The organism is Bradyrhizobium sp. 2S1, from assembly GCF_011516625.5.
GTDB classification, from domain to species: Bacteria; Pseudomonadota; Alphaproteobacteria; order Rhizobiales; family Xanthobacteraceae; genus Bradyrhizobium; species Bradyrhizobium septentrionale.
In genome coordinates this window covers 4,770,236-4,782,920 of record NZ_CP147717.1, presented here as the reverse complement: position 1 = coordinate 4,782,920, position 12,685 = coordinate 4,770,236, and the positions used below count along the sequence as shown (strand labels likewise).

Here is a 12,685-nt window from a genome sequence, read left to right as displayed (position 1 = left end):
CGCCCTCCCGACGCAACGACAAAATCGAAAGGCCCCGCGTTCAGCATAACCCGGCAGGAATCCACTTAAATCCCGCGGGGCGCTGTCCAAACAACCGGCGCCAGCTCTCTTCTTAAGGCCCAGTCACTGCAGTCGATCCGCATCGCGACCGATGAACTCAAGCACCGACTGCGCGTTGTTGATCTCGCGTGAGACGCGCATCCGGATTGCCGCCTCTTCCGTCGCGATCAGTCCCGCACTCTCGCAGGCGATCCCGAAATGATGCATGACCTGTTCGTTGGAGGGGGCGATACGGTTCTGCAACAAGCTGGTCGTCAATGATGAGAGCATGTGGTCGACGACATCCTTTTCAGCCTCGATCAACAACTGCGTCCCTTCTGATTGTTTACTCACTTCTGTGTAATGTGACGCTCCCGATCACATCATTAGGAGCTCGCCGCGTCGATTCGTTGTGTCGCGGAGTCGCTGCATGATACGCATTGAACAGCGCAACCGCCGGGAGATTTCTTTGCTCGATTACCTCGGCTGCTGGGACCACTTCTCCCCAGTACGGAGCTGCGCTGCTCCAGTTTGCGAAAGTTTCAGCGGCCTGATGATCTCCGCTATCGCCTGGTGGCGGACAGCGTCTTGCGGCCATTTACTGAAGCCATTCAGCAGATTCTCCGATTCCGGCTTGGTAAAGTCAAAGAGCCGGATACCGCGGCCAAGGACCTCATTGATGACTGCGATCGTGGCTTGGCGAGCGGCGCTCTCTCGCGGCCATCTGTTGAAACCGATCACTACCCCCCTGAGGTCCTGGGCAGAGAAATCTGAGAGCCCGGTCCCGCGCTCGGTGCGGCGAAGCACCTCGCCCGCGAGCATAACGGTCACTTGAGCGCACGGCAGCTCCTCCGGCCAATTGCTGAAGCCGTTCACTAGATTCGCCAGCCCCTGCTGTGAAAAATCGTCTAACTGGGTAGCGCGGCGCAAGACCTCACGAGCGAGTGCGACCGCGGCGCGGCGAACGGCCAGCTCCTCCGGCCACTTGCTAAAACCGTTCACCAGGTTTGCCAACCCCTGCTGCGTAAGATCGCGGAGTTGCGCAGCACGGCGAAGAACCTCGCCAGCGATCGCGACTGTAGCCTTACGACAGACCGCATCTTCCGGCCATTTGCAAAAGCCGTTCACCAGGTTCGCCAGTCCTTGTTGGGTATAATGAGGAAGCTGGGTGGCACGGCGCAGGAGTTCACTTGCGATCGCGACTGTCGCCTGACGAGAGACCGCGTCATCTGGCCATTTACTGAAGCCATTCACTAGATTCGCCAGATCCTGCTCGCTAAACTCACGAAACCGGGCGGCACGTCCAAGGACTTCACCAGCGATCGCGACTGTAACTTGACCGTAGGGCCGCTCATCTGGCCACTTGCTGAAACCGTTCACCAGGATGGCCAATCCCTGCTGGGCAAAAGCGCGGAGCCGACCGGGACGGCGCACGATTTCAAGTGCCAGCGCTGCCGCAGCTTGGCGCGAGGTCACTTCTTCCGGCCATTTGCTGAAACCGTTGACCAGACTCACCAACCCTTGCTGTGTAAACTCAGAGAGCTGGTGGTGGCGGTTCGCACGGCGAATAACCTCACCCGCGATTGCGACGGCGGCCTGGCGAAAGTCGGCCTCTTCTGGCCATTTGCTGAAACCGTTGATCAGCGCTGCCAGGCTCAGATTGTTCAGCTCTTGAAGCGACCTGCTTTCCTCGCGACAAAGCCTAGCTATTCGGATCGCTCCATAGTGACATTCCGAGCTCCTGGAGTGCCGGCCGAATGACGCTGCAAAGATAGATAGGGCCCTGATTCCGATTTTCTCCATCAGAGCATGGTCAATCTGCGACACGCGAGAAGCGATCTTTTCGCAAGCGTCCCGCCCTGGCTGACCTCCGGCTTTTCGTGAGCGTCATGCGGAGACCACGCGCTGAGGGTTGATCTGGTCGGCTAGGAAGATCTCGCGGAATGGTTTGTCGCGAGGTCACAATGTCAAAGGATAGTCGTAAGGATAGCGATAAGGATAGGCATATGCCTATCCTCGAACACGGCGCCGACACGCTGCAGCGTGTCGAGATCATCACCGGGACGGGCCGACGTCGGCGCAGGTCGACCGATGCGAAGGCGGCGATTGTTGCGGAGAGTTTTGCGCCGGGTGCAAGCGTGTCCGCAGTGGCGCGGCGACACGACATCAGTCCAAGCCTGTTGTTTCTCTGGCGTCGCCAGGCTACGCGGGCGCAGGTCGCGGAGCGCGGGGACAGAGGCATGCCACCTGGCTTTGTGCCGGTCGCGATCACCGGCTGTGGGCGCCCGAGTGAGGAGCAGGCGGCGATCGAGATCGAGGTCGGCGCGATTCGCATCCGTGTCAGGGGGACAGTCGACCGGGAGGCACTGTGCGAGGTGCTGGCGGCGGTCGGGACGGTTGGTCGATGATCGGGCTTCGAGCTGGGTTGTCGATCTGGATTGCGACGCAGCCGGTCGATTTCCGCCGCGGCATGGACTCGCTGGCGATGCTGGTGAGCGAGGCCTTTGGAGCCGATCCGTTCGACGGCGGACTTTATGTCTTCCGCTCCAAGCGCCGAGATCGCGTGAAGATCCTGACTTGGGATGGAAGCGGCCTTGTCCTTTACTACAAAAGAATCGAGGGGCAGTTCACCTGGCCGCCGATCAAGGAAGGCGTCATGTCGCTATCTCATGCTCAGCTCTCGGTGCTGCTCGATGGCTCGGACTGGAAGCGTGTGCCGATGCGAGTTGTGGATCAGCCGATGCGAGCTGGTTGATCATTATCAAGAGTCGTTCGTCACTCATGCGGAGTTGTTGTAGAATCGCTCTGCATGAGTGATTTGCCTTCCGATCCAGCATTGCTCCGACAAGCCGTGATGACGCTATCGTCACGGCTTGCGGCGTTGTCGGAGGAATGCAGCACGCTGGCGACCGAGCGTGATGCAGCGATCGCCCAACGCGACGCTGCGATCCAGGAGAACGACAAGCTCCTGATGATCCTGTCCCAGTACAAGCGCACGATCTTCGGTCCGCGCTCCGAGACACTGGATATCGGACAGCTGTCTCTCTTCACCATCAGGGCACAGGCGGTTCGTGCCGCCGCCAACGACGACGTGACCGGAGGCAGGCTGCCTGACGGAGCGGAGGGCCGTGGAAAGCGACCGGCGCGACGCAACCGGGGGAAGCTTCCGGAGCATTTGCCGCGCATCGATGTCGTGATCGATATCGAGAGCCACATCTGCCCTTGCTGCGGCGAGCAGCTGCACAAGATCGGGGAGACCGTCAAGGAAGCCTTCGACGTCATTCCGATGCAGTACCGGGTCAAGCGCATCATGCGTCCACGGTACGGCTGCCGGGGATGCCGCCAGGGTGTTCTGCAGGCACCCGCGCCGGCCCAGGCGATCGACGGTGGAATGGTGACGGAAGCCTTGCTGGCCCACGTCGCGGTGATGAAATACGGCTACCAGCTGCCGCTGTATCGCCAGGAACAGATGTTTGCCGCCCAAGGCATCACGCTCGACCGGCAAACGCTGGCCTCGTGGATGGGCCGCGTCGCCTGGTGGCTGAAGCCGCTTCACGCGCTGTTGCGCCGCGCAGTGATGTCCTACCCGCGGCTGTTTGCCGACGAGACGCCGCTGCCAGTTCTCGATCCCGGCCGTGGCAGAACCAAAGTCTGCCAGTTCTGGGCGATCGCCACCGACGACCGCCCGTGGGGCGGCCCGGCGCCGCCGGCAGTAGTCTACGTGTTCGCCGAGGATCGCAAGGCAATCCGCGCCAGGCAGCTGTTTGGAGATTACGACGGCATCCTGCAGGTCGACGGCTACGCCGGGTACAAGGGGCTGATTAAAAACGGCGGCCGTCTGGTACAACTGGCGTTCTGCTTCGCGCATGCGCGGCGGAAGTTCTGGGACGTCCACATCGCGACGAAATCGCCGATTGCCGCGGAAGCGCTGCAGCGGATCGCGATGTTCTACGCCATTGAGGATCGCATTCGCGGTTTGCCGGCGACGCAGCGAGCTGCGGTGCGACAATCCGACACCAGACCGCTGATCGAGGACTTCAAGCCCTGGCTCGAGGCGCGACTGCTGGAAGTCTCGAAGAAATCCGGCCTTGGCAAGGCGATCCGCTACACCCTCAACCATTGGGATGGCCTGACGCGATTCATCGATGATGGGCGCATCGAGATCGACAGCAATACGGTCGAACGCAGCATCAAGCCGATCGGGCTGGGAAAGAAAAACTATCTGTTCGCAGGCAGTGAGGGCGGCGCCGAAACCTGGGCCACTCTCGCATCACTCATCAACTCCGCAAAGCTTCACGACATCGACCCACGGCACTATTTTACTGATGTTCTCGAGCGCATCGTCTCCGGACGTACCAAGATCAATCAGCTGAACACGCTGCTGCCGTGGAATTGGAAAGCCGAGCGCGATGGTTCGGAGCCAAAGCTCGCCGCTTGATCAGTTCGACGGCACGGCGTCGGGAACTTCCTGCGCATCGCTGGCGTCGTCGTAGATCTCTTCGCGGATCACGCGCAGCGTTACCTCGTGCAGATACACTTGCAGCGCACCCTCCAGCTCGGTGAACTCGGGCAGCAGGACTCGATCAACGAAGCCCCGTGACGCACGGACCATCACCGTGTTACGTCGCTGTCGGCGATAACGAAACGGCCGCAGCCCATATCGGCGGCAAAGCGCCAGAAACAGGTGCCGAGACCACTGGTCGGGAAGTGAGAATTGCTGTTCGATCGGTGGATCGTGGCGAGCAAGTTCCTCGACCCGGGCCCGCACCCGCTGCAGCGCGGCTTCCGCTGCAAGGCGCTCACCAGCAGTTCCGGCCCCCACGAACAACGCCTCGATCTTCCGAAGCTTCTCGCGCAGCTGCGACTCGCTGGTCATTCTGATCCCCGTTGCCCGCTCCGAACCGGGATCAACCCATCACCGCGCGCCGGCGGCGTCAATCATCCCGACCGCGCTATCCAGAGCATTCCGCGCAAGTCAAGCCCAGGCACCCGTGATCCTCTCGTGACGCTCACGGCTTTTCGACTCACCGCGTTGCACGTCGTGGCATAGCCCCACGATCTTTCGGCACGGATGCTTTCCTCGAAGCTTGGCAGGAATCTAGATTGAAACTCAACGGCCGCTTTCTGCAGAAACACCAGTTGGTCCGCCTTGCGGAGCTGCTTGTCGCGCGCGACCACTGCGGTTGAGAATTCAACGATGTCACGAGCACGATCAAGTTCGCTTAGCGCCGTCGTCAGGTTAGTTTCAGCGGACATACAGAGCTGGCGCCGGTTGTTTGGACAGCGCCCCGCGGGATTTAAGTGGATTCCTGCCGGGTTATGCTGAACGCGGGGCCTTACGATTTTGTCGTTGCGTCGGGAGGGCGTAGCCCGACCAGAGCGACGACAAAATCGTCGGCGACGGTCATGCGGCCATCACCATAGCTTGCGTGCCGAAGTAAGCCTCGTCGGGCGTGCGCCCGTCAAGGCTCGAGTGAGGGCGTCCCTGATTGTAGAAGGCCAGATACTTGGCAATTGACGCTCGCGCCTCGGACACGCTGTCGTAGGCGCGGAGATAAACTTCTTCGTATTTGACCGTGCGCCAGAGCCGCTCGACAAACACGTTGTCGCGCCAGGCGCCCTTGCCGTCCATGCTGATGGCGATCTTCGCGTCCAGCAGCACATCGGTGAACTCGAGGCTGGTGAACTGGCTGCCCTGGTCCGTGTTGAAAATCTCGGGCCTGCCGTGCTTCGCCAACGCCTCCTGGACCGCTTCGACGCAGAAGGCCGCCTCCATTGTGATCGAGACGCGATGGGCCAGGACCCGTCGGCTGAACACATCGACGACCGCCGCGAGATAGACGAAGCCACGCCGCATCGGAATGTAGGTGATGTCCATTGCCCACGCCTGGTCGGGCCGCTCGATCTTCAATCCGCGCAACAGGTACGGGTAGATCTTGTGACCCGGTGCCGGCTTACTCGTGTTCGGGCGACGATAGACCGCCTCGATCCCCATGCGCTTCATCAGCGTCGCGATGTGGCGGCGACCGGCGTATACGCCCTCCCGCCGCAGCAACGATCGCTGCATACGCGCTCCCGCGAAGGGATAATCGAGATGCAGCTCATCGAGCCGACGCATCAAGGCAAGGTCCTCGGCCGAAACTGGCCGAGGTTCATAGTAGACCGTGCTGCGAGCCAGCTTCAGGACCTTCGCCTGGCGCACGATAGAAAGATCATGACCGCGGTCGATCATCGCTTTGCGCTCAGCAGGCCCGCCTTGGTGAGCGCGCCGGACAAAAAATCGTTTTCCAACGCCAGCTCGCCGATCTTGGCATGTAACGCCTTCAAATCGACCGGCGTCTCGGCCGACGCCTTGTCATGCCCAAACACGCCGGCGGCGCCTTCCAGGAGCTGGTTTTTCCAGATCGTGATCTGGTTCGGATGAACATCAAACAGTTGCGCCAGCTCCGCCAGCGTCTTCTCGCCTTTGACCGCAGCCAAAGCAACCTTCGCCTTGAATGCCGGAGAATGCATCCGGCGGCTCTTCTTCGTCATCTTCGCTCCTGATTCGCGGCAAGAATCCTCGCCGCTGTCAGGCAGAAAATCCACTCAAGCTACTGTCCGAATTTGCGGAGCCAGCTCTATACGACCTCCGAGCTTTCACCACGGCGCACCGTGCGGCCACGCGGTCAATGTGACCGATCATCGCCTCTGGCTGGCAATTAGCCACCTATGCAATTGGAGCATCTCCTTGCGAGCTCCCGGCTGTTCACTCAGCTCGCTGTCGCTGCGACGAGACACACGGTTGCAGCTGTTGTCACTCCTGTCCGTAGCATTCTATCGTCTCACGCAATATCGCAACTTCGTTCTTTCCACCCCGATCGACAATGACAGAACGGCGTCGTCCCGCCGAGGATGCATCCGATTTTCCTGTCCGTCGCTCCCAAGCGAGAACATCGGCAATTAGTGAGCCATCCTGCCCGATCATTATCGCCAATAAATCGTAGACGCCTGCCAGGCGCGCCTTTGTTTTTACGCCTCTGCGAGGTTACAATCTGACGCAACGCTAGATTCAAGCTACTAAATCGGCATTGCGACGCGGACGGCGTCAGCCGCCGATCTTCTCTCGTTCAACACTATTTTAAATGCCATTTTACAATCTGCTCGCAGAGGTCTCAAGCTCGGCGCGTGCCGCTTACTCGATCGAGTTGCACGCGCTCATCTTATTCCCTGCGAGAAAACATCACCGCTATGCGAATCCCATGATGGGGTGAGCGCCGCCCCTCACTGTTAAATCTTCTATGGACACGGATGGAACGCAGGAATAATGCAACCTACACGATTCAACGCCGGAAACCGCAGCAATCTGCTGCAAATTCTAGTCCCACGCACATCGTAAGATGATATGAGATTGATAAGAACCTTGCATACGTTGAATCGCTCACCACATTTTGCCGAGGAATGGCGGCAAGCCGCAAGTTCTCAGACGTAATCAATCGGCATGAATGTGGGGCCATGGAGCGGGTGCGCACTGCAGACAATGAACTTAATACTCCAATGCCAAGTGAACATCCACGATGATTTCGATTGACGATCGATTGAGTGAGATCAGGTGGATACGGAACGAGATCTGGCGCTGTCGTAGGTTGCTCGAAACGGAGCTGCCCGGTGCGGAGCGCGAGGTCGTTGAGAAGCGTCTGCTTGAACAACTTTCTGACTTTAAACGGCTCTTGCAGGTCGCATTTCCTTTGACTTTATGCTCTGAAGTTAATTCGACCAAAATCGCCACAATCGGCCCAAGCGGCTCCACTGAAGCGCCCATCGAGAGCGCCGCAATGGCATCAACCGACCGCTTCGGAATGTCGATTGGTAGCTGATATGAACGAAGCCCCTTCGAAGCTGACGGGAAGGGCAAGCGCGGAGCGCTCTGAGTTGGAAGACCGCCATGGGTTGAACCGCGCGCCCCTAACCCAAACATGCAAGCCGATAGATCCCTCGGACCAGTTGGTGCGAACCGATGGCTTGCTTACTGCGGCCTCGCACCCCGCCGAATTGACTGCAGCGCTGATAACGAGCGCAACAGCACCGCGATTACCATCTTTAGATCACATTAAAACCTCGCAACATGCTTGCGTTTTGATTGCCTAGGAGCCCGTCCAGATATGTTTTCGTGACGGGCATTTGTTGTAGAGTAGCAGGCTCAGGCTGCGTTTGCGAGGTTGAACAGCTTGAGGAGGTTATGGACGGTGCAGATCATTGTCCACTCGGCGCGCACTTTCTCGATGCCCCGCAACAGGAACTGGCGGAAGCCTCTTGCCTGTTTGATCTGCCCGAACACCGGCTCCACCACTTGCTTTCGCAATCGGTAGGGTGTTTCGAAGCCGCCATCGTCGATCTTCTTTCGCATGGCCTGTGTCAGCGGGCCGCCGACTTTTCCGTTCGCTACTGTCGGGTGCTTGGCGCGTCCGGGCGCGACATAGCCATCGATGCTGCGTGTGTCGAGCGCTTCGAGATTGGCTTCGCTGCAGTAGCCGGAATCCGCTGAGGCCTGCCGCGGCTTGCGGCCAAGATTGCTCTCGATGGCCTCGATCAGGGGCACCAACTGGCCCTGATCGCTGCCGTGCTGGGTCAGTTCTTGCGCGACAATGATCTGGGCATGTGCATCGACGGCCGCCTGGGCATTATAGGCCTGAACGAAGCCATCCTTCGACTTCATGATGCGGCTTTCCGGATCGGTGAAGTTGCGTTGCGCCTTGGGATTGGGTTCCTCCGATGGCAGCGCCGCCGGTTTGCCCGGCTTCTTGCGGCCTTCGGCCTGGCGCTGCTGTTCCTTTTCGGCCTCGATGCGGCGCTCTTCCTCCGCCGCCAGTTTGGCGTCCGCTTCCAGCGCCGCCATCGCTTGCTGGATCTTCGCCAGCCGTTTCTGCTTGTCGACGGTCCAGTCCGGCAGTTCGTCGCTGTTGCCGAAAGTCTCATCCTCCGAGGCATCCGCCGCCTCGGCGGCCGCCAGCATGCGAGCGACCTCGGCCTTCAATTCCGCCTCGCGCTTCTTCATGCGCTCATAACTCATCGCCTTGTGTTTCGACGCGTTCGCCTTGATCTTCGTACCATCCAGCGCGACATGACCGAGCTTGACCAGCCCGGCCGTCTCGCACAACTTCAGAACCTGCACGAATAGCGCGCCGAGCGCCTTCAAATGTCGCTTGCGAAAGTCGCTGATCGTCCGAAAATCCGGCGCATCCAGCGCCACGATCATCACAAAATCGTTCCGCTCCCGGCAGGCCTTGGCAATCCGACGCGACGAATACAGCCCACTCGCATAGCTATGCAGCAGCAGCGCCACCATCATCCGCGGATCAAACGGCGGCTGCCCAAGCCCGCTCACATAGCTGCCCATGATCTCCCTGAGATCGAGGCTCTCCCGCACCAGATCAACCATAAACCGCGAGACATGGCCTTTCGGCACGAAGTCCTGCACATTCGGCGGCAGAAGCAGCGTCTGATCGATGTTCCAAGGCCGAAAATACTTGCTCATCGCCCAATGTTGAATCAGACCCGACCAGATTTGAACAGCGACTATCCAGACAAGCTCCTAGCCCGTCTTATTCGTCAGAGTGCGCCTGAGAGGCTGGCGAGCGTGGTGTAAAGCGCTGATGCGGCGTAGGATTCGGTTGCAAAGCCAACCCCATCACCTCAACCGCGAACGCCAGGCCCGCCATGACCGATGATACGATTCTGCCCTTCTCGTTTCCAGCCGTTCACGCCAAGAAAGTCACAGCTGCCTTCGATGGCGGTCGGCTGACCTCGAACGGGGGCGTGATGCTTCTGGCGATGGCCGAGCGGCATCTCGGCTTGGCCGACAATTTGGCCCGGGTGTTCCCGGATCGGCGCGATCCGACGCGGGTCGTGCACAGCCTTGTCGATATGTTCCGCGCGCGCATGTTCGCGATCTGCTGCGGCTACGAGGACGCCGACGACCTCGATCATCTGCGGTCCGATCCCGCATTCAAGCTGGCCTGCGGACGGCTGCCGGACACGGGTCGCGATCTGTGTTCCCAACCGACGCTGTCGCGGCTGGAGAATGCTCCGCGCCTGCGCGACGTGATCCGACTGACCTACACTTTGGTCGACGCATGGATGGATAGCTACCCGCGCGAGCCGGCATCCGTCACGCTCGACATCGATGATACCTGCGATGTCGTCCACGGCCATCAGCAGCTCTCGCTGTTCAACGCTCATTATGACGAACGCTGCTTCCTGCCGATCCACGTCTACGACACGGAGAAGAGCCGGCCCGTGGCGGTCGTGCTGCGGCCCGGCAAGACGCCGGGCGGCGTCGAGGTGCGTGCCCATCTGCGCCGCCTGATACGGCATATCCGGACGCGGTGGCACAACACGCGAATCACGTTCCGTGGCGACGGGCACTATGCCCGGCCGGAGGCCATGGCGTGGTGCGAGACCAACGGCATCGACTACATCTTCGGTCTGTCCGGCACCAAGCCGCTCGCCAGAAAAGTCGACGAGGCCGCCGACGACATCCGCACGCGACGCGCCATCGAGAACCTGCCGGTTCTGCGTGGCTATACCGAGACGCGCCACAAGGCCAAGTCCTGGGATCGCGAACGGCGTACCGTCGCCCGTATTGAGGCGACGATGCTCGGCCTCGACATCCGTTTCGTCGTCACCAGCCTCGATGTCGGCTCGGCCGAGTGGATCTACGACAGCCTGTATTGCGCGCGCGGCCAAGCCGAGAATCTGATCAAGCTGCATAAGACACAGCTCGCCTCCGATCGCACCAGCTGCCGTTCGGCGCTCGCCAATCAAGTCCGCCTCGTTCTCCACACCGCCGCTTATTGGCTGATGCTGACCGTGCGCGACGCGATTCCCAAAGCCCGGGAATTGGCCACAGCCGAGTTCGCGACGCTGCGTCTTCGTCTCTTGAAACTCGCTGCCCGTGTGGTCGAGACCACGAGCCGCATTCGCCTTGCGTTTGCCGCGGCATGTCCCGAAGCCGACCTGATCCGCGGCTTGCCAGGCGCGCTGCTGCCGCTCGGTCCTTGACCGGCGGGGCGTCCGCCCCCCGTTCGCCCAACCTACACCTCAAGCGCGTTGCAAAGTACCGGTCGTCAGGCGGTGAAAAGCCGAAGGCAATCCCGCGCGCCTCGTCAGAGCAGATGTGCGGCCACATCAATCGGACTAAAAAAACGCACTCTCACGAATAGGACGGGCTAGCGACGCCTATGGCGTCGTAGCGCGCACGTACCCGCTGGCGGATCAACTGCAACCAGCCAGGCGACGCTTCCAGCCCGATTGACTTTCGAGAACCAGCGTGGCGAAAGCTCCGGCGCCCTATCAATTCTGGCACGTCACTGTCGTTGATATTGCAAAATTGCCGCGCCGGCGGCATCATTCCCGATGCAGGACGATCGGCTGGCTGTTGACGCCTGGTTTCGATCTTCCGCTTCTCTTCGCCGCGGTCGGCATCACTCGGCGACATTCGATACGCAAGCTTTTGAAATTGTCCTTCAGACAAAACATGGCCGCGTCTATATCTCCACGTCCTGTGAAGTGATCACAGAAGCGCATCACATCTGGTCTGCAAGACGTCAAGACCTCCTCTGACCTCAGATCCCGAGCGCGGGCGTTCCCTGTACACCACGTGGCCGCAATCGCAATCGCTGCAAGGCCGGCTAGATAGCGAAGCGCCCGGTAAGCCCAACTCGTTAGTGGCTCCCGATTCAACAAGAACTCCCTAAGCTGCATGTCCTTCACTATTGTTCTTTGCGCCACGCGCAACATATGGAAGAAGGCCACTGCAACGGTAGCAGCGGTCCTGCTATTGCGGACCCGGCTTTGCAACACTTGCGAGTCATTGTTGCAGCAGCGCTATAGAATTGTTGCGGGCCACAGAACAATAGAGATTGGCAATTGCAGATCCCGCAGCCCGTTCTGGATCTTGAGACATTCGCGATGTTATGTTCCTTACTAATATTCCGTTCTGCAAGGGCGTCCGATCCTCCTTAGCAAGGCCTACACCTACAACCTGACGCTACGGTCGATTCAAGCACTTTGATCGTCGAGCCACTGTCACAACGTTCTTGGCTGGAATATCTATAGCTTGACGTGAGCGAGTAATGCGCACTCCACGCGGCAGCGCGCACGAAAACGCCATTTGATGTCGGCCGATGATCGCGGCCCACCGTTGATAGCGCAGCGTATTATTGAAGGCGTCGCAAGGGCACAGCGGATCCATCGAATCGATCGCCCGATTGCGTCAAAGCTACTCGTTTTGTTCGGCGTCTGACCAATGTCTTGAAACCTGCACGGTCGAAGAACGCCGGACCGACAGCGCACGACCTGAGCACACAGGTTCGAAGCGTAGACCAGAACTCCTTTGGTCGGGGCTAGTGGTTGTCGGTCTGTGACGGGCGCCCGATTCAGCAGATTCAAGCGGCCTTCTGCTATTGCTAGTCTGCAATTGCTTGAGACCGATCAGCGGCTTAGACCTTAAGCTCCACTGGCACGGCGGTTGCTACTCCGGCGACGGCGGATGAGTCCTGGTATGCAGTCTAGCCGCAACACGAGCCGGGCGAGACGAGCAGGCTCGCATACCCCACCCCGATGTTCGAAATACCGGCAAAGGCGACGAGAGTGAGGCTTAGTATGA

11 protein-coding genes are annotated in these 12,685 nt (G+C 59.9%); 5 read left to right on the top strand and 6 right to left on the bottom strand.

Annotation, left to right across the window (positions count from 1 at the left end; all coding sequences use genetic code 11):
- Positions 1–123: 123 nt before the first annotated feature.
- Together HAP54_RS22625 and HAP54_RS22620 are read right to left on the bottom strand one after the other, a co-directional pair.
- On the bottom strand, positions 124–363 hold the full coding sequence (locus HAP54_RS22625) for a hypothetical protein (protein ID WP_224741826.1): 240 nt from the start codon (positions 361–363) through the stop codon (positions 124–126).
- A 153-nt stretch (positions 364–516) separates the two neighbouring features.
- Positions 517–1,842: a hypothetical protein gene (locus HAP54_RS22620; protein ID WP_176422226.1), complete on the bottom strand. Its 1,326-nt coding sequence runs from the start codon at positions 1,840–1,842 to the stop codon at positions 517–519.
- 203 nt (positions 1,843–2,045) lie between these two features.
- Here HAP54_RS22620 and tnpA point away from each other — a divergent pair, with 203 nt between their 5' ends.
- From tnpA to tnpC, 3 genes are all read left to right on the top strand, one after another.
- The gene (gene tnpA / locus HAP54_RS22615) at positions 2,046–2,447 is read left to right on the top strand and encodes an IS66-like element accessory protein TnpA (RefSeq protein ID WP_166298544.1); all 402 of its coding nucleotides are present in this window, start codon (positions 2,046–2,048) and stop codon (positions 2,445–2,447) included.
- Positions 2,444–2,794: an IS66 family insertion sequence element accessory protein TnpB gene (gene tnpB / locus HAP54_RS22610; protein WP_166202960.1), complete on the top strand. Its 351-nt coding sequence runs from the start codon at positions 2,444–2,446 to the stop codon at positions 2,792–2,794. Before tnpA ends, tnpB begins: the two co-directional genes overlap by 4 nt.
- A gap of 99 nt (positions 2,795–2,893) precedes the next feature.
- Positions 2,894–4,477 (top strand): IS66 family transposase, encoded by a 1,584-nt coding sequence (tnpC, locus tag HAP54_RS22605; protein ID WP_166215215.1) that lies wholly within the window; start codon positions 2,894–2,896, stop codon positions 4,475–4,477.
- Here the strand turns inward: tnpC and HAP54_RS22600 are convergent, their stop codons facing one another.
- The 3 genes from HAP54_RS22600 to HAP54_RS22590 form a co-directional block, all read right to left on the bottom strand.
- Positions 4,478–4,915: a hypothetical protein gene (locus HAP54_RS22600; RefSeq protein ID WP_166202962.1), complete on the bottom strand. Its 438-nt coding sequence runs from the start codon at positions 4,913–4,915 to the stop codon at positions 4,478–4,480.
- A gap of 62 nt (positions 4,916–4,977) precedes the next feature.
- Positions 4,978–5,295 (bottom strand): hypothetical protein, encoded by a 318-nt coding sequence (locus HAP54_RS22595; RefSeq protein WP_339156849.1) that lies wholly within the window; start codon positions 5,293–5,295, stop codon positions 4,978–4,980.
- A gap of 148 nt (positions 5,296–5,443) precedes the next feature.
- A protein-coding gene (locus tag HAP54_RS22590) for an IS3-like element ISRj2 family transposase (protein WP_166296389.1) occupies positions 5,444–6,573 on the bottom strand; the annotation gives its coding sequence in 2 pieces (ribosomal slippage) (positions 5,444–6,321 and positions 6,321–6,573; 1,131 coding nt in all).
- Positions 6,574–7,595: 1,022 nt separating this feature from the next.
- Here HAP54_RS22590 and HAP54_RS22585 point away from each other — a divergent pair.
- A complete protein-coding gene (locus HAP54_RS22585) occupies positions 7,596–7,895 on the top strand; it encodes a hypothetical protein (protein ID WP_029084298.1) in 300 nt (99 codons plus the stop codon).
- Between the two features lie 323 nt (positions 7,896–8,218).
- Here the strand turns inward: HAP54_RS22585 and HAP54_RS22580 are convergent, their stop codons facing one another.
- The gene (locus HAP54_RS22580) at positions 8,219–9,553 is read right to left on the bottom strand and encodes an IS1182 family transposase (protein ID WP_166202952.1); all 1,335 of its coding nucleotides are present in this window, start codon (positions 9,551–9,553) and stop codon (positions 8,219–8,221) included.
- Between the two features lie 182 nt (positions 9,554–9,735).
- Here HAP54_RS22580 and HAP54_RS22575 point away from each other — a divergent pair, with 182 nt between their 5' ends.
- A complete protein-coding gene (locus HAP54_RS22575; RefSeq protein WP_166298317.1) occupies positions 9,736–11,079 on the top strand; it encodes an IS1380-like element ISBdi2 family transposase in 1,344 nt (447 codons plus the stop codon).
- The last annotated feature ends 1,606 nt before the right edge of the window (positions 11,080–12,685 follow it).